The organism is Ferribacterium limneticum (genome assembly GCF_020510585.1).
Classification (GTDB): Bacteria; Pseudomonadota; Gammaproteobacteria; order Burkholderiales; family Rhodocyclaceae; genus Azonexus.
Genome location: NZ_CP075190.1, coordinates 1,714,021 through 1,730,966 on the forward strand (window position 1 = coordinate 1,714,021; position 16,946 = coordinate 1,730,966).

Annotated in this window: 19 protein-coding genes; 10 read left to right on the plus strand and 9 right to left on the minus strand. The window is 58.5% G+C overall.

Annotation, left to right across the window (positions count from 1 at the left end; all coding sequences use genetic code 11):
• The first annotated feature begins 179 nt into the window (after window positions 1-179).
• The 4 genes from KI613_RS08355 to hflX all read left to right on the plus strand — a co-directional run bounded on the left by KI613_RS08355 (window position 180) and on the right by hflX (window position 3,441).
• Window positions 180-854: a CsgG/HfaB family protein gene (locus KI613_RS08355; protein ID WP_226404922.1), complete on the plus strand. Its 675-nt coding sequence runs from the start codon at window positions 180-182 to the stop codon at window positions 852-854.
• Between the two features lie 22 nt (window positions 855-876).
• Complete coding sequence (locus tag KI613_RS08360; RefSeq protein WP_226404923.1) at window positions 877-1,263, plus strand: DUF4810 domain-containing protein; 387 nt, start codon at window positions 877-879, stop codon at window positions 1,261-1,263.
• On the plus strand, window positions 1,260-1,937 hold the full coding sequence (locus KI613_RS08365) for a DUF799 domain-containing protein (protein ID WP_226404924.1): 678 nt from the start codon (window positions 1,260-1,262) through the stop codon (window positions 1,935-1,937). The genes KI613_RS08360 and KI613_RS08365 overlap by 4 nt, the downstream gene beginning before the upstream one ends.
• Window positions 1,938-2,088: 151 nt before the next feature.
• On the plus strand, window positions 2,089-3,441 hold the full coding sequence (gene hflX / locus KI613_RS08370; RefSeq protein WP_226404925.1) for a GTPase HflX: 1,353 nt from the start codon (window positions 2,089-2,091) through the stop codon (window positions 3,439-3,441).
• Between the two features lie 74 nt (window positions 3,442-3,515).
• Here hflX and KI613_RS08375 read toward each other — a convergent pair whose 3' ends face one another.
• On the minus strand, window positions 3,516-3,833 hold the full coding sequence (locus tag KI613_RS08375; protein WP_226404926.1) for a hypothetical protein: 318 nt from the start codon (window positions 3,831-3,833) through the stop codon (window positions 3,516-3,518).
• Between the two features lie 107 nt (window positions 3,834-3,940).
• Window positions 3,941-4,477 (minus strand): J domain-containing protein, encoded by a 537-nt coding sequence (locus tag KI613_RS08380; RefSeq protein ID WP_226404927.1) that lies wholly within the window; start codon window positions 4,475-4,477, stop codon window positions 3,941-3,943.
• 393 nt (window positions 4,478-4,870) lie between these two features.
• On the opposite strand from KI613_RS08380, the gene KI613_RS08385 reads away from it, so the two are divergent.
• Entirely contained in the window at window positions 4,871-5,614 is a 744-nt protein-coding gene (locus KI613_RS08385) for a hypothetical protein (RefSeq protein ID WP_226404928.1), read from the plus strand.
• 296 nt (window positions 5,615-5,910) lie between these two features.
• Here KI613_RS08385 and KI613_RS08390 read toward each other — a convergent pair whose 3' ends face one another.
• Genes KI613_RS08390 through petA form a run of 3 tightly spaced genes read right to left on the minus strand, consistent with a single transcriptional unit; the run spans window position 5,911 to window position 7,373 of the window.
• Window positions 5,911-6,300 (minus strand): DUF6858 family protein, encoded by a 390-nt coding sequence (locus KI613_RS08390; protein WP_226404929.1) that lies wholly within the window; start codon window positions 6,298-6,300, stop codon window positions 5,911-5,913.
• A 16-nt stretch (window positions 6,301-6,316) separates the two neighbouring features.
• Window positions 6,317-6,751, minus strand: a complete 435-nt coding sequence (locus KI613_RS08395) for a DUF2141 domain-containing protein (protein ID WP_226404930.1) — start codon at window positions 6,749-6,751, stop codon at window positions 6,317-6,319.
• Between the two features lies 1 nt (window position 6,752).
• Entirely contained in the window at window positions 6,753-7,373 is a 621-nt protein-coding gene (gene petA / locus KI613_RS08400) for a ubiquinol-cytochrome c reductase iron-sulfur subunit (RefSeq protein WP_226404931.1), read from the minus strand.
• Window positions 7,374-7,878: 505 nt separating this feature from the next.
• Between petA and KI613_RS08405 the strand changes: the two genes are divergently transcribed.
• From KI613_RS08405 to KI613_RS08415, 3 genes are read left to right on the plus strand one after another with little or no spacing between them, the layout of a single operon-like run.
• On the plus strand, window positions 7,879-8,424 hold the full coding sequence (locus tag KI613_RS08405) for a DUF302 domain-containing protein (RefSeq protein ID WP_226404932.1): 546 nt from the start codon (window positions 7,879-7,881) through the stop codon (window positions 8,422-8,424).
• A 34-nt stretch (window positions 8,425-8,458) separates the two neighbouring features.
• Window positions 8,459-10,099 (plus strand): tetrathionate reductase family octaheme c-type cytochrome, encoded by a 1,641-nt coding sequence (locus KI613_RS08410; RefSeq protein WP_226404933.1) that lies wholly within the window; start codon window positions 8,459-8,461, stop codon window positions 10,097-10,099.
• 4 nt (window positions 10,100-10,103) lie between these two features.
• Window positions 10,104-10,736 (plus strand): cytochrome b/b6 domain-containing protein, encoded by a 633-nt coding sequence (locus tag KI613_RS08415; protein WP_226404934.1) that lies wholly within the window; start codon window positions 10,104-10,106, stop codon window positions 10,734-10,736.
• Window positions 10,737-10,775: 39 nt separating this feature from the next.
• Here the strand turns inward: KI613_RS08415 and KI613_RS08420 are convergent, their stop codons facing one another.
• The gene (locus KI613_RS08420) at window positions 10,776-11,603 is read right to left on the minus strand and encodes a TlpA family protein disulfide reductase (RefSeq protein ID WP_226404936.1); all 828 of its coding nucleotides are present in this window, start codon (window positions 11,601-11,603) and stop codon (window positions 10,776-10,778) included.
• Window positions 11,604-11,746: 143 nt separating this feature from the next.
• Here KI613_RS08420 and KI613_RS08425 point away from each other — a divergent pair, with 143 nt between their 5' ends.
• On the plus strand, window positions 11,747-11,956 hold the full coding sequence (locus KI613_RS08425) for a DUF3460 family protein (protein WP_226404938.1): 210 nt from the start codon (window positions 11,747-11,749) through the stop codon (window positions 11,954-11,956).
• Between the two features lie 212 nt (window positions 11,957-12,168).
• Complete coding sequence (locus KI613_RS08430) at window positions 12,169-12,696, plus strand: SRPBCC family protein (protein ID WP_226404939.1); 528 nt, start codon at window positions 12,169-12,171, stop codon at window positions 12,694-12,696.
• Between the two features lie 4 nt (window positions 12,697-12,700).
• Here the strand turns inward: KI613_RS08430 and KI613_RS08435 are convergent, their stop codons facing one another.
• The 3 genes from KI613_RS08435 to KI613_RS08445 form a co-directional block, all read right to left on the minus strand.
• Window positions 12,701-13,330: a response regulator gene (locus tag KI613_RS08435; RefSeq protein WP_226404941.1), complete on the minus strand. Its 630-nt coding sequence runs from the start codon at window positions 13,328-13,330 to the stop codon at window positions 12,701-12,703.
• Window positions 13,327-14,730, minus strand: a complete 1,404-nt coding sequence (locus tag KI613_RS08440; RefSeq protein WP_226404943.1) for a sensor histidine kinase — start codon at window positions 14,728-14,730, stop codon at window positions 13,327-13,329. Before KI613_RS08440 ends, KI613_RS08435 begins: the two co-directional genes overlap by 4 nt.
• 91 nt (window positions 14,731-14,821) lie before the next feature.
• Window positions 14,822-16,942 carry a 4Fe-4S binding protein gene (locus KI613_RS08445; RefSeq protein WP_226404945.1) on the minus strand — a complete coding sequence of 707 codons (2,121 nt, stop codon included), beginning with the start codon at window positions 16,940-16,942 and terminating at the stop codon, window positions 14,822-14,824.
• Window positions 16,943-16,946: the final 4 nt, after the last annotated feature.

The window sequence follows — 16,946 nt, forward strand, 5'->3', positions numbered from 1 at the left end:
AAATTTACGAGATGGCAATCGCTTCGAGTTGGTATTTTTTCTGGATGCATTGGTTGATATATGAAGTGCATATACGCGCGAAATGCTTACCTGAAGAGGGATTGCAGGAGTTTTGATAAATGATAATGATATAATTTTGGCCCGTTTTGGACATTTCATCACTTTAGCGAGGCAACAGCATGAAGAGAAAGTTCATCCCCCTGGTCATCATTACCGCCATGCTTGGCGCCTTGGGTGGTTGTGCTACGGAAGACTCACGCAGCCTTGCCGTTGCCAAATCGGTTTCGTCGACGCGGCCCTACAACGGTGTGCGCAACCCCATCTCGATCGGCAAGTTCGACAATCGCTCGAGCTTCATGCGCGGCATCTTTACCGATGGCGTGGATCGTTTGGGCAGCCAGGCCAAGACCATCCTGATCACGCATCTGCAGCAAACCAACCGCTTCAGCGTCCTCGACCGTGAAAACATGTCCGAGATCAAGCAGGAAGCCGCCTTGGCCAAGGCCAATCAGGTGCTCAAGGGTGCTCGGTACGTGGTTACCGGTGACGTCACCGAGTTTGGTCGCAAGGAAGTCGGCGATCATCAACTGTTTGGCATTCTTGGCCGCGGCAAGCAGCAGATCGCCTATGCCAAGGTTGCTCTGAATGTGGTCGACGTGCAGACCTCGGAAGTCGTCTATTCAGCGCAAGGTGCCGGTGAATACAGCCTGTCGAATCGCGAAGTGGTCGGCTTTGGCGGCACGGCAAGTTACGACTCCACCCTGAACGGCAAGGTGCTTGATCTGGCCATTCGCGAGGCTGTCGACTCCTTGGTTGCCGGGATCGATACCGGTGCATGGCGCCCAGCCAACTGAGCTTCGCTGAGAGCACCTGATCATGAATCTATTTTCAAAATCAGCCCGCCTGTGCGGGCTGTCCATCCTCTCGTCTATCCTCCTGACGGGATGTGTTTCTCGCCCCCAGCCGCTTTATTACTGGGGCGACTACCAGGCTCAGGTGTACGGCCACTTCAAAGGTGAAAAGGGGCCGGAAGAGCAGATTGCGGCGCTTGAGGCCGTACGCGAGGAGGCTCGCTCGCAGGGCAGGGCGTTGCCGCCCGGTTTCCAGGCCCACCTCGCCATGCTTTATGGACAGACCGGGCGGTCCGAGCGTCTGGTCGAGCAACTTGAGGCGGAAAAGAAGCAGTTCCCGGAAAGCACGACCTTCATGGATTTCCTGCTCAAGAAATTTTCGCCGCAAGTCGACGCCAAGGTGAGCCAATGAAACAACTTATCTCCATCAAATGGCTGGCCCTGGTGGCGGGTTTCCTGCTGCTGAGCGGTTGCGCGACGCAGGCGAAGTACGACTATTCAGCCTTTCGCGAAAGCCGCCCGGCTTCAATTCTCGTGCTGCCGCCCCTGAATGGTTCGCCGGATGTCAATGCCACCTACAGCATGCTGTCCCACGCCACCTTACCGCTGGCTGAATCCGGCTACTACGTTTTGCCGGTGACGCTGGTTGATGAAACCTTCAAGCAAAACGGCATGACGACGCCGGCCGATATTCATCAGGTTTCTGCCAGCAAGCTTCGTGAAATTTTCGGTGCCGATGCGGCTTTGTACATCAACGTCAGGCAGTACGGCACCACCTACGCCATCGTGATGAGCGAGACACGGGTGACTGCCGAGGGCCGGCTGGTCGATCTGCGCAGCGGCAAGACCCTTTGGGAGGGCAGCGCGACTGCCTCCAGCAACGAAGGAAACAACAACTCCGGTGGCGGGCTGGTTGGCTTGCTGGTCAAGGCGGTCGTCAGCCAGATCATCGACAGCCTGAGCAACCGGGGGCATGCCATCGCCGGGATGACGAGCAACCGCTTGCTGGCGGCCGGGCGTCCGAACGGGATTCTCTACGGGCCGCGATCCCCGCATTATCTCAAGGAAGGATCGCCAACACCTTGATGCCGCTTGAACAGACGAAACGGGGAGCTTGCTCCCCGTTTTTTATTGCCTGAGGCCTAGTTTTCACGCACTCAGGTCAGGGGCAATGCCGGCCAATCAATCCATTGCCGGTTACTATCTGCTTTTGCCCAATCAAGAGAAGCAATTTCGGATGCAGATGGAAGTAGAACAAAAGCTCAGGATCGCCGTTGCGGCGGCCGTACAACTGCCGAACGTGAGCGATATGGAGTTCGAGGCATCGCTGACCGAGCTGCGCGAACTGGCCAAGACGCTGGGTTTCAAGGTTATTCATACCTTCGTGCAGAAGCGCACCAGCTTCGATACGACGGGTTATCTGGGGGTCGGGAAGCGGCAGGAGATACGCGCTTTCGTTCATGGCGAGCCGATTTTTGATGAGGCGGGCGATGAGGTGCTGTCGCTGGCCGAGTCGAATCTGCCGGAAATCGACGCGATTCTCGTCGATCACGAAATCTCGCCGTCGCAGGCGCGCAATCTGGAAATCGAGGCCGGTTGCGAGGTCATGGACCGGACCATGGTCATCCTCGAAATTTTCCATCGCAACGCCCGCTCGCGGGCGGCCAAGGCGCAAGTGGAGATTGCCCGTCTTGGCTACATGGCGCCGCGCCTGCGCGAGGCGGCCAAGCTGGCCGGGCCGCAGGGGCGGCAGCGGAGCGGCGTTGGTGGCCGCGGAGCCGGCGAGTCGCATACCGAACTCGACAAACGCAAGATTCGCGACCGCATCGCCGAACTGCAGCTCGAAATCCTGGCCATGGAGGCCGAGCGCAAGACGCAGCGCGCCCGACGCCAGGAACGCCAAAGCCAGGCGGCCGTCGCGCTGGTCGGCTACACCAATGCCGGCAAATCGACGCTGATGCGGGCGCTGACCGGCAGCGAGGTGCTGGTCGCCAACAAGCTGTTCGCGACGCTCGACACCACCGTTCGCGCCCTCTACCCGGAGAGCGTGCCGCGCGTGCTGGTCAGCGATACTGTCGGCTTCATCAAGAACCTGCCGCACGGCCTGGTGGCGTCGTTCAAGTCCACGCTCGACGAGGCGCTCGATGCCTCCTTGCTGCTCCACGTCATCGACGCCAGCGACCCCGGTTTCGAGCGCCAGCTGGAAGTGACCGACAAGGTGCTCGAAGAGATCGGCGCCGATGTTGTGCCCCGTCTGCGCATCTTCAACAAGATCGACCACGTTGGCGATGCCGAGGCGCAGGCCGAGTGCGAAGCGTCCTTGCGGGCCAAGTATCCGGATTGCGTCGTGATGAGCGCCCGTCGGCCGGAGGAAGTGGCCGCGCTACGCCTCAAGATCATCGCCTTTTTCCAGCGCGATCATGTCGAGGCCGAGCTTTTCCTGCCCTGGTCGGCCCAGCAGTTGCGCAAGGAAATCTTCGCCAGTTGCGAGGTGCTGGAGGAACGTGCCGACGCGGACGGCGCCTTCTTCAAGGTTCGCGGTGAAAGCGCTGTCGTCGATGGCTTGCGCGAGCAGTTCGCACAGATGTGAGTCTGGTTTTTTTCGGTTTCCCTGGTTGCTACGGTCAACCGGAAAAAACGGCCAAAATCAAAATCGACCGTAAATCACTTTGATCTATGGAATTCCCAAACCAGGACTTTCGCCTTGAGTAGCATGATGTCTTTTAGCATGCGTATTTTTCGGCCATGCTCCTGATGCGCAAGATCATAGATTTGCTTTTTAACCGTTTCATCACTGGCTTCAGGAAAACTCAAAGACCACTGAGTGAAATAAGCGTCATAGCTGTCAATCGTCTTGATCAACTCAAATCGAAGCTTTTCCCGGGGTTTCAACGGGATGGATGCCAATACTTCTTCAATGTCCGCATCATAATCATGGTTTCGCTGATTATTCGGAACGGGAAAATCGATAATCTGGGTCATGGGTGAGTTCACCTATTCATTGATTCAAGAAAAAGGCATCTAGACAAAATCCAAGCATGGCAATTGACCTGTATCACTATCCGGTCAAATTCGCCCCCTGCCTTCGGTCACGAAATCGTTTCGAGCAAGACAGTGCGTGCTTTCGTGATGCGTACGAACTGTTCGTGACTTCCCCCGACGTCGGGATGCGCCTTCTGGGCGAGCCGTCTAAATGCAGCGTTGACCTGGCGTCGTTCAAGCTTCCCGTTAGCCGGCAGATTCAGCACCTCACGATGTTCACGCTCGTCCAAGGGTTGGCGCTTGCCGTGGTGTCTGCTCTGCCGGCTGGAGAAGTGGGCAAAATCCTCGTTCATTCGCTCGTGGGCAGCACGGCGCAGGTTCATTGACTCCCGCTTCAAGGCCGCCTGGTCTTCCTGCCAACGCTGGCGTGACATGACGATGCAGGCCGCAAAGCTTATTCTGCCGTGGGTCTCAAGTTCGTCGAGCTTGAATGGGCCCACCATGTCGAACGGTTCGTCCAGCCATGCCTTTCGGCCACTGGAGCCGACCTCGACCCGGCCGAGCGTGGCTGTGGTGACCAAACCGAGCCCACCATTCCAGATGACCCATTCTTCGTCACCTGCAGCGGAATAGGTGTCACGCATACCTTGCCTCCCGGGCGTGATTGTCGCGATATCGACAGAGCAGCGCGCTTTCGCAAGGGGGCCGTCTGCCCAAGGCAGTTCCGGAGGTAGCACGGTATGTGGGTTGTATTGAAGGGAACACGACAAGAATCGCCCGTTTGAACTCTGTTTCCAAAGGGAATGCAAATAGCGCACCAAGAATTGCCTGCACCGTCAGGCCAAACACAGCGACAAAACGCGTGGGGCGAACTCGCGAAGTACTCTCCATGCGGAATATCTCCTGAGTTGACCATAGCTTCTCACCAAAACTGACTAGCGAATATCTGGCACCTAACCAACGCGGCGCAGTGGCAATGAAACTTTCATCGGGCAGACATCGGCTAGAAGCTGCCGTCGGGCATTCGGCTGTACAACGTGTATGCTTTCGGCGTTATTTGGCTTGCGCTTGGTAAAAATTCGAGCCTGGCCCCTTTGATCGTTAATCATTCTCAGACAATGACTCTTACTGAAATTTCTCAATTCTTTCAAAGCGCATCAGTAGTTATTGCTTCGCTATTCGCAATCTATGGATTTGATGCTTGGCGCCGAGAACATATTGGAAAGCGTCAGATTGAGCTAGCAGAAGAGGTCTTGGCGCTTTTCTATCAGGCCCGCGATGCGATTGAGCAAATTAGAAGCCCGTTTGGTTTCGGTGGCGAAGGCTCATCACGCAAACCACAGGAAAATGAGAAACCGGAACAAAAACAAGCTCTCGATCAAGCCTACGTACTGATCGAACGTTACGGTCATCACTCCGAGCTATTTTCGAAGCTTCACTCGTTGCGCTACCGCTTTATGGCTCAAGTGAGTGTCGAGGCCGCTGCTCCATTCGATGCTTTAAACCGAATAGTGAATGAATTGATAATTTGTGCTCACAAAATGGCTCGGCTTTCCACAACCCCTGAGTGGTCACTTAGAACACCAGAAGCAGAGCAAAAACATCGTGATGAATTACTAAAAGTACACGATATTTACTACGGTACAGGAGGGGACGATGACCCAATCACTCCGAAAGTTCAGCGCGTAGTTGATGATATAGAGCGCACATGTCGAGCAATTATTGAAAGCAAGGGAACGTTGTATGCCCTCTTTAACATCCGCTTTTTTAAGCGGGGCTAACAATTCAGTTAAGCCGGCTGTCAAAAGCTGCGTTTTTGTCGCCGGCTCACTTGCACGTTCCTGAACTTCCGATTTTCAAGATGGCCTATGACCGCAACGGGCACACAACTGCCGCCCGACACCGGCAGGTCAATGAAGTGATTTCGGTTGGTTATCGCCGATTCCATTGAGTGGTCGAGCTATCGCGATTCTGCAGTCACCCCGGCTTGCTACGGTCAACCGGGAAAAACGCCCAAAATTGAAATGCAAAAACCCCGGCCAGACAGCGCCGGGGTTTTTGTTTGTGGCGGGTTTGTTCAGGCGTCGCGCAGGGCCAGGGTCCAGGCTTCCATCGCTTCGTTGGCCGGCTGCATCGGGGCTTCCATGAAGCTGATGACGTACTTGTCGCCCATGTCGGCGATGCCGATGGAACGCGGGCGGACGGCCAGCATTTGCGGGGTCGGGATGGCGAAGCCGAAGCAGAAAATGATGTCGACCGCCGCCTTCAGTCCTTCGACGATGGGGCCGCCAATTTTGCTGGTGTGGGCGTAGTGGTCGAAGACGTCGATGAACTGGACCTTTGGGTTCTCGGCAATTTTGCCCTTGTAGTAGGCGACGAGCGCATCGACGGTGTTGTAGGTGGTTTCCGTCTTGGCGATCTCGGCGACGTAGATGGGGTATTTTTCCTGGAGCAGGGTCTGTTTCATGGGTATTCCAGTCTGGTTAGTAAGCGAGCTTGATGTCGATGGCCGTCTCCGGCCCGGCCAGCTCGAAGGCGCTGTCGGCGAATCTGGGTGGTCCCATCACGTTCGGGTTGTTGGACAGGCCGTAGCCTTCGGCCGGGAACATGCCGAAACGCAGGTTGAGCTTCTGGTCGGCGTTCTCGTCGTGATAGGCCATGACGGCGTAGCGACCTGGCGGCAGGTCGGTGAAGACAAGTTTCGCGTTGCCCTTGGCGGCCGGCAGCGAAACGACTTTCACGGCCTTGTCTTCCTTGCGAAAGGTTTCTGGTTCGCGATAGAGCGAGGCTCGAAGATGGCCGGCCGCATCGCGGACGCCGAGGAGATTGACAAGCAGCCGGCTCTCGTCGGCCAGGGCGTGGCCGGCGGCGAGCAGGCAAGCGAGGAGCAGGCCCTGGCTGGCCTGCGTCATTTTCATCTCAGGTTTTCTCCGTTTCGTCGCTGCCGATGATCACGCGGGTATCGGTCAAATACTGGTGCGGCGGAATTTCGAGGTTGGTCGGGGCGGGTTTGTTCTTGAAAACGCGGCCGGCAAAGTCGAAAGTCGAGCCATGGCAGGGGCACAGAAAGCCACCCGGCCAGTCGGCTCCGAGTGCGGCATCGCCCGGCGTGAAGGCCGGCGATGGCGAACAACCGAGATGGGTGCAGATGCCGACGGCAATCAGCATTTCCGGCTTGCGCGAACGGGTTTCGTTGGCGGCGTAGGCCGGTTGCTGTTGCCGCTCCGAAGCCGGGTCGACGAGCATCGGCTCGGCCTTTTTGAGCGCCGCCACCATCTCCGGTGTGCGGTTCAGGATCCACACCGGCTTGCCGCGCCACTCGACAATCATCATGTCGCCCGGCGCCAGTTTGCCGATGTCGACCTCGACCGGCGCGCCCGCAGCCTTGGCGCGTTCGGAGGGGAGCAGGCTGGAAACAAAGGGGGTCAGGGCAGTGAGGGCCAGCGCGCCACCGACCCCGGCGGTCGCCATCATCCACTGGCGGCGGGGCAGGCTATCGCAGATGGTGAATGACTCACCATGGCAAAGGCATTCGGACATGTTGTTCTCCTGATCTTGGGGGATATCCGTTGCCGATCTGGCTTGAATATCAGTCAATACAAATCAAGAGGCGTGCCAGCTGATTTGTCGCCGTCTATTGCATCGAATCAGGGGCTTGCCGGGCCATTCCCTTATGATTGATGGCTGAATTGCCATTTCTGGCAACAAAATATGGCAATCGACGAGTTTTTCGGCCGGAGTGGCTATTCGCTACGGTCAACCGGAAAAAACGCCCAATTTTGCAGTGTTGCAGGGGGCACCAGGTCCCTTCGTCGAGCTCGTTTCAGGGGCTGGGATTGAGCCCGCGAATTTCCCGAGACATTGAGTTTTTGGTTGCTATGACATGTTGATAATTGGGGAAGTCATTCACGATTGGTGAATCAAACGGTAGACAGTGTGCCAGGTTAGGTAAATAATATAAGCAAATAAGAAATATCTAATATACGACATCAGGAAAAACTGCTGCGGCTGTTCGTGGCGTTTATCAATTTTTGGGAGGGGATAAATGATGAAGTTGATCATTGGATTTTTGGTTGGGGTCGGCCTAGCCGTCGGGGTGATCTGGAACAGTGCCGGCAGCATGGCGTTTTCCGAGCAGGTCAGCCCGTTTTCTGTCGAAGAAACGACGGCGCGCATTCAGCAAAACATTCAGGCGGCCGGCAACGGCTGGTCGATTTCCGGTTTGCGCAATCCGGCAAAACCGGTCGAGGCCGAGGGCGGCAATGTCTTGCCGGTCTTGTTGATCGAGGCGTGCAGCACGAAGTACTCCGGCCCCATCCTGCAGGAAGACAGCGTGCGTTTCCTGTCCTTGCTGATGCCCTGCAAGATTGCGGTCTACAAGAAGAATGACGGCAAGGTTTATATCGGCATTCTCAATGCCGACATGATCGGCAAACTGTTTGGTTCGATGGTTGGCGGCATCATGGAGAAGGTGGTGGTCGACCAGAAGAAATTCCTCGTCATGGACCCGAGCAAACCGGCGCCGGCCCTGATCATTCCCAAGATGGGCGGTGAAGGCGGTTCAGGTGGCGGCGCAGCCGCTGGCTGCTAGAGCTTGTGGACGGGAGGAGACTGATATGAAGCGAATGACCAGAATCACCCTGGCGGCTGCGGTGTTGTATACCGCAATCGGCTGGGGGGCGGCATGGAGCGCAGCGCCGGCAACGCCGCCGGTGGTGGCCAATCCTGTTGCTGCCAGCGTGCCGCCGGTTAGCGACAGCACGGCCGATCACGGCAAGTTCAAGGAGCTACAGAGGAAATTCGCTTCGGGGCCGGAGGTGACCAAGGCCTGCCTGTCCTGCCACACCGAGGCGGCGAAACAGGTTCAGAAAACGAAGCACTGGACCTGGGAATACGCTGATCCGAAGTCCGGCAAGATGTTGGGTAAAAAGAACGTCATCAACAATTACTGCACGACGACAATCTCCAACGAAAAGGACTGCATGGCCTGCCATGCCGGCTACGGCTGGAAGGATGCGACCTTCGACTTCAAGGCCGAAGACAATGTCGATTGCCTGATCTGCCACGATGCCACCGGCACCTATCGCAAGCTGCCGGGCGATGCCGGTCACCCGGTCTACGAGCGGCGGGAATTTCCCCATGGCTCCGGCAAGTTCGTCGAAGCGGTGGACCTCTCGAAAGTGGCGCAAAGCGTGGCCATGCCCAAGCGCAGCAATTGCGGCTCCTGCCATTTCTACGGCGCCGGCGGCGATGGCACGAAACATGGCGATCTGGATAGCGCACTCAAAATGCCGGGCAAGTACCTTGATGTTCACATGGATGCCAAGGGCCTGAACTTCACCTGCTCGACCTGCCACGCGACTTCCGGGCACCAGGTTTCAGGCAGTCGTTATGACATGACGGCGGGCAAGACCGGACCGGCCCACGTGCGCGGCAAGGCCGACGCGGCACCGGCGTCCTGCCAGTCCTGCCACGGCGACAAACCGCACAAGGAAAACTTCCTGCACGCCGAGCGGCTCAATTCGCACACTGACAAGCTGGCCTGCCAGACCTGCCACATTGCCGAATTTGCCCGCGACAGCATCGGTACCGAGAAATCCTGGGACTGGTCCACGGCCACCCAAATGGGGTCGGAGGGCAAGCCGATTTTCATCAAGGACAGCGCCGGTCGCCGTGCCTTCGATTCCAAGAAGGGCAATTTCGTCTGGGACTCGTACCTGATTCCCGAATACCGCTGGTTTAACGGCCATGTCTCCTTCAAGGCCAAGGGCGACACGATTGATCCCGACAAGGTAGTCGAAATCAATCACCCTGAAGGCTCCGCCGACGACGCCAAGGCACGCATCTGGCCGTTCAAGATCCATCGCGGCAAGCAGGCCTACGATACCGAGAACAAAATGTTGCTGGTGGTTCATACGGCGGGCGAGGACGACACCGCGCTGTGGAAGAATTTCAACTGGCAGAAGGCCATCGAAACCGGCATGAAAACCGCCGGCCTGCCTTACAGCGGCAAGTTCGATTTTGTCAGCACGGAAATGAGCTGGCCGATTACCCATATGGTCGCCCCGAAGGCCGACGCACTGCGTTGCGCCCAGTGCCACAGCGACCATGGCCGCCTGCAAGGCATCGACGGGATTTACCTGCCCGGTCGCGACCGCAGTCAAGCCATTGACACCATCGGCTGGGCCGTTGTCCTGCTCAGCCTGCTCGGCGTGCTGGTCCACGGCGGGACACGCGTCTATATCCACTACAAGCGCAAGGGGTGAAGCCATGAACACTGAAAATCGCATTTACCTGTACAAGCGCTACGAGCGGTTCTGGCACTGGTCGCAGGCCGTGCTGGTCATCTTCATGATGCTGACCGGCTTCGAAATCCACGGTGTCTATCAGAATTTCGGCTTCCGACACGCCGTCGAGTACCACACGCTGGCGGCGTGGTCGCTGCTGACCCTGTGGGCCTTCACCATTTTCTGGCAATTCACCACCGGTGAGTGGCGGCAATACATCCCGACGCTGACCAGAGTATTGTCCATGGTTCGCTACTACACCCACGGCATTTTCGTGAATGCGCCACACCCGTTCCACAAGACGGTCGGCAAAAAACACAATCCCTTGCAGCGCCTGGCCTACGTCAGTTTGCTGGCGCTGGTTTCACCGCTGATCTGGGGGTCGGGCCTGCTCTATCTGTTCTACGCCTACTGGCGGGGCTACGGGCTCGATCGCTTCCTGACCCTTGAAGTGGTCGGGCTGGCGCACACTGCCGGCGCCTTCATGATGCTGACCTTCTTCATCGTGCACGTGTATTTGACCACTACCGGTCATACCCCATTCGCCCACATCAAGACGATGGTTACCGGCTGGGAAGACGCCGAGGACGAGCATCCTGTGGTGAAGGACGCCTGAACGGCAGGCGAAAAATGGCCCGGCTGCCATGCCGCCGGGTCATTTCCCCGAATGCGTTGCGGCGTGGCGCAGGAAGGCCTTGTATTGCGGCCAGTCATGCACGGCGCCCGTGTGCGAAAAGATGATCAGGCCCCGTTTGTCCAGTACATAGGTTGTCGGGAAGGTCCGCGCGATGTCGCGGTCGACAATCCGGGTGTTGTCGCCAAGGTGTAGCTGCTCGTCGCTTTCATTGCGGCTGCCTGAGTCCGCCAGCGGCAAGTCGAGATGCTGTTTCTTGAGCCATTCGCTGGCCGTGGCATAAGGCTCGCGCATCTGCAGGAAGACAAAAGCAATATCCTTTTGCCCGTCCAATGCCTTTTGCAGGCTTGCCAACTCGGGCATCTCCTTGCGGCAGGGCGAACACCAGCTACCCCACAGGTGTACGAGGACGACTTTGCCGACCAGCTTGTCGATTGAAGTCGGCTTGCTCTGAGCGTCACGAAAGGCTAAATCAGCGAGCCGTTCACCCGGGAGCTTGCCCCTTTTGGCGCGGGCGGCTGTCGCCCGGTCGGCATAGGGCCCCCACAGTTCCGGCCAGTGTCGGGCAGCGAAGACCACGTGCTCATTGCTGGCATAAAGCACGCACTTCTGCACCGTGTTGGCCTGGCATTCGTTTATCGCCGCCGCTTCGGCGACGTCGGTCGAATCGGCCGACGCATGCCACGCCCAGGCACCGCCCGGGGCGATGGCAAAGGCCCGATGGTTCGGCGCGTTCTGATAATCGCGATAGGCTTGTTGGCCGGCCGGCGGCAGGCCGGGCAAGGGATCAGCCAGCGCGAGGCCGGGCGACAGGGCAAGCAGCGCAATGAAGGGCAGGCACCGGTTCATGGTCATCCCGGAATTGAGTCGAGTATTAGCAAAGCCTAACATATTCGGGCAGCCAACCCTGATCGCTCTGTGGTCGGACATGGCGGCGATCTGACGTGCTAGAATCGCGGCATTGTCTTGAATATCTTGAGGAAAGCAGCGAAATGGGTGAAGTCAATACCAGCTACGTGTCCGATCACCAGACTTGGATGAACGAGCAACTGGCAAAAAATCCTGAGTGGGTCGAAGACCAGAAGGTTGGTCGCGCCCTGTGGTGGGACAAGAAGCAGGATGTCGACAGCTCGGCGCGCAACGCTGGCTCCAAGGTGCCGCAAAAGCCTTATCCCTACGATGTGAATTTCTACGGCGAATAATTCGCCAGATTTTTCACCCGACGAAAGCCAGTCTTTTTCGACTGGCTTTTTTGTTGTCCGGAATTGATGTGAAGGCGCAAAGGCGTGCTGATTCCGGGCAATTTGCCTGTTGTTGTCCGGGATTTTACACGGTGACTGTTGGTGGTCTTTCATGGTGATTTGGAGCCTCTAGAATTGGCCGCTCCCAACACCGCTTTGAAAGGATAGTCACCATGTTTCAACTGCAACAGCTTCGTCTGGCGCCGTTCGCCGTATCAGCAATCTGTGGCCTGCTGCTCGCTTCCAGCGCTTGCGCTGCGCCCCGATTGAATGTCGAAGAGTCGGTTACGCTGGCAGCCAAGCCGGCCATGGTCTGGAAAATGATCGGTGACTATAACGCCCTGGCGGCTTGGCATCCGGTCGTTGCCAAGACAGAAATAACCAAGGGCAAGAACAACACCAGGGGCGCGGTACGTTCAGTCGAGACCAAGGATGGTGCCAAGCTGATCGAGGAGTTGCTGGCCTACGATAGCAAGAAGAACTCGATGCGTTACCGGATTGTTGAGTCACCGCTGCCGGTGCGCGACTACGTGTCCACGCTGAGCGTTCAGGCCAGCGGGCAGGGCAGTCGCGTTGTCTGGACGAGCAGCTTCGACGCCGTGCATGAGGGTGGTGTCGATGATGCCAAGGCCAAGGACATCGTGGCCGGCATCTACAAGGCCGGTTTTAACGGCCTGCGCGCCAAGCTGGGCGAGATGTGATTTTCTAGTCGAACAACTTCAGTTTCATGGCCAGCCGGGCGAGTTCAAAATCGCTTCTGACGCCCAGCTTGGCCTTGATCTGATAGTGCGTGTTCTGCACGGTTTTCGGGCTGATGTTGAGGATGCCGGCGATTTCCTCGACCGGCTGGCCGGAGAGCAGCAGCCGCAGCACCTCGAATTCGCGCGGGCTCAGATCGCCGGCCGGGTTGCTTTCCCTGTCCAGCAGGCTGAGCGCCATTTCCGGCGCGATGTCCGGGCTGAGCACCTTTTCGTTGCGGGCCACCTTGTAGATCGCCTGAATCAGCGTTTCCGGGCTTGAACTCTTGGTGACGTAGCCGAGGGCGCCGGCACGCATGGCCTGCGAGGCAAAAATCGGGTCGCGGTGCATGCTGAAGACGAGGATTCGCGCTTCGGGGAAGCGTTGCAGAATGCGCTGGCTGAGCTCGATACCGCCCATGCCGGGGAGCGACAGGTCAAGCACGATCAGATCGACATGGGTGGTACGCAGGGCTTGCAAGGCCTCATCGGCGTTGCCGGCTTCTGCCGCCACGTGCAGGTCGGCACGCCGTTCAAAGAGACGGCGGTAGCCTTCGCGAACAACGGCATGGTCATCGACCAGTAGCAACTGGATCATGCCGACTCCTCCGCCGGTTCGTGTGCCGGAAGGCAGACATCGATCAGCGTGCCGCATGGCTGCAGCGCGTTAATCTGCAGCGTGCCGCCGAGGGCAAGAACGCGCTCTTCCATGCCCAGCAGGCCGAAGCCGCCAGACTTTCTGGATTCGCTGCGGACCTCCGGCTGCGCCACGCCGCGGCCATCATCCTGGACCTGCAGACGGAGATTGTCGCCTTCGGCTTCGAGCCTGATTCTGACGTTGTCGGCTTGGCCATGGCGGACGGTGTTGGTCAGGCTCTCCTGAACAATCCGGTAGATGGTTACGGCGATATTGTCGGGCAGGTGGTCGAGGCCGTTGTCGACGATCAGTTGAAAACGGGTGCTGCGGCAGCGGTGGTTCCACTGGTCGATCAACTGCTGCAGGCTGGCCGTCAGCCCGAACTCGTCCAGGCCGACCGGGCGCAGGCGGTAGAGAATTTGTTGCAGCACTTCCATCATATGACTGGCCGTGCGGCTGATCGATTCGGCACAAGGGCGCAGGGCGGGCACGCCTTCGTCGGCCAGTTCCAGGGCAAAGCTGGCTTCGGCATTCAGCGAGGTCAGGTATTGGCCAAACTCGTCATGCAGTTCCCGTGACAGATATTGGCGCTCTTCTTCGCGCGCGGTGAGCAGGTGGCGGGCCAGCCGTTGTTGTGTGCCGATGGTCTGTTGCAGGCGTTCGGCGAGGTGGTTGAAGCCTTGTCCGATGCGGTCCAGTTCAATCAGCGCGAAGGTTGGCATGCGCGCCTGAAGGTTGCCGTTCTCCATCAGTTTGAGCGTTTTCAGCATGGCCTCCGAGGGGGCCAGGGCGTTGCGCACGGGTCGATAGATCACGAAGCTCATGAGCAGGATGGTCAGGCTGACGGCGAGCAGGTTGATCAGGTTCCAGCAAAGCGTGATCAACTCGGTGCCAAAGTTCGGCGTCACCGTGATCTGGCCAACGGTGATACCGGGATACTGGCCAATATTGCCCTGATACATGGCATCGGCCCCGATGACCTTGCGCATGGCGGCTTCAAGCGGCGCCGGCAAGGCGATCGGGCGGTCGAAGCAGCGGTCGCCGGCCGGGTGGGAGTAGAGATCGGTCAGTTGGATGCAAAAATGGATCAGGGCGCCAATCGGTTGCAGGGTATTCAGATCGAGATGGATTTCTTCCAGGCTGCGGTTGTAGTTGTTGCTGGTTTGGTGAATTTCGTCGGTGAGCAACTGGCGGATGGTCTGCCCGGTACGCTGGATTTCAACGCGTACCCGATAGCGGGTTTCGACCAGGGCGACGACAGTACCGACGAAGAGTACGGCCAGGGCGAACAGGCTGACGCGGACGAACAGGTGTCGTTTAAGGTCGAGCGGGCGAAGGGGAAAGTCGTCTGGAACGGGCATGTCGAGGCTGAATTGAGAATTCCCGTAAGGATGCCGCAAATTCGCCGGGCAAGTTGCCCGACTTTACTCTGCGGGCGATCTTCCTCCGGCGCTAATTGCCGGACCGGGGCGTCAGGTGCTTGCCATTTTTCTGGTAGAGCATGATCGGTACGCAGCGGTTATCGTCGTGGTAAATGCCGACGCAATCGAGGCACTGGAAGCAGGCCTCGTAGCGGACCTCGCCGCTCGGTTCAATGGCATCGTATTCGCACTCAGCCTTGCAGCGCTGACAGGGCTTGCCACATTCGTCGCGGCGCGGCAGCCAGTCCCAGCGGCGGAGCAGACCGCCGAGCGACATGGCGCCGCCAAGCGGGCAAAGAAAGCGGCAGAAGAATTTGTAATAGAAAGCGCCGGCGACGAGCAAGGCGCCGGCGTACACGAGGAACGGCCAGGTCCGGGCGAAGCCGAGGGTAATGACGGTCTTGAAGGGTTCGATCTCGTTCAGCGTTTCGCCCTCCGTCGGCAGGAAGAAGGCGGCGCCAACGAGGCTGGCCAGGACCAGATAGCGTCCCCATTCTAGGCGTTTGGCGATGTTCATCGGGATGCGCAGGCGCGGCACCCGCAGGCGGCGGGCCAGCCGGCCGACGAACTCCTGCAGGGCACCGAACGGGCATAGCCAGCCGCAGAAGGTGCCACGTCCCCAAGCGATGAAGCTGATCAGCGTGAAGGCAATCAAGAGAAGCGAAATCGGGTCGTACAGGTAGCTCGACCAGCCCAGCCCGCTTTTCAGGGTCTTGATAGCGCCGGTGATCTGAACGATGGAGAGTTGGCCCTGCGCGTACCAGCCGATATAGACCAGCGTGAAGGCGAGAAAGCCAAGGCGGAAAACGCGTAAGCGCCGGGCCTCCTTTGAAATCCAGCGCGGCTTGGCCAGCACGGTACTGAGCAGGATGAGGGCCAGGGTTAGCACCGTCAGATCGATCCACCGGGCTTTCCAGGCAATCAGCCATTCCGGCAGCGGTTCGGGTGGATAGGCGAACAGGCGAGCCGGGGCGGTGTAGGAGAGTTTGATTTGCTTGGGAACCAGGGTGGGCAGGATGCTCCCTTTTTCGCGGGTGACGGTGAGGATCAGATCGAGCGGGCGAGCCGGGTCGATGCTGGCTTCGCTGCTGATACCGAACAGGCGCGAGGAATTGAGTTCGGGCGTGCCGGCAATGTCTTTGGCTTCGATATCCCGGTCACGAAATTCATGGAACATGCCGTTCTGGGTTAGCGCCAGGCGAGCCGACTGGGCTCCCGGAATAAAGTTGTCGTCGATGATGGAATAGCGTCCCGCCGAGGCAACCCACCATAGGTGCCTGTTCTCGAAGTTGCGCTCCATGACGGCCTTGTACTGGGCATCGCCGAGTACGGCGCGGCCGATGGTCGGGGCGTTCAGATAGGCAATGTAGAGATCGACGAAGACTTCGTCCGGATGAGCCAGGGCATATTCATCGGTGGTGGCCCCTTCGCTGCCAGTAAATATCGTTTCGACCTCGGCATTGGTCAGGCGCACGTGGCCGACCATGCCGCTCTTGAGCAATTCGGCGAAGGTGTGCGCTTCGTAGACGTCAGGCAGCATGCGCGCCGACGGGCCGATTTTCTTGTGGTCGGCAAAGCCGAGCTTGGCTCGGGCCACCTCGTTGGCCGCGCCAAGGACTGTCTGGTTGACGATGCGGACCGAGGTGGTGGCCTTGGAAATGCCATCCAGCGTTGCAACGCCGGCCGCGCTGCTGTGATTACGGTTGCGTGCCGCGTCGAGGGCGATCAGGAAGGGTTGGTGAAGGTTGCGGCCGACGTACTGGGCGATGAACTCCCTGAGCGGTGTATCACCGAGGCCGCCCAGATCGCGAAAAGTGAACACCGGTTCGCGCTGGTGCAGGAGTTCGACATCGATGAAGTTCCCTTTTCGGTCAATCGAGACCAGGAAGTTCATCGGCGTGCCTTCGAAGCCGGGCAGGGGCGCGAGGTCGATCGATTCGAAGACATAGCCGACGGGGCCGGCCTCCTGTTCCAGCGAACTGGTCAATGGCCAGGCCGGTACGTCAGCCAGCTTTTCCTGAACCTGGAACGGCGGCCCGAAGCGACGTTCGATGTCGGCTTTAGTCAGATTGCCGGCCTGGGTCAAAGGGGCGATCAGCAGGAAGAGGGCTGCTATGGCCAGTTTCAGGTTGGCCGTGAGTTTGTTGCACATGAAG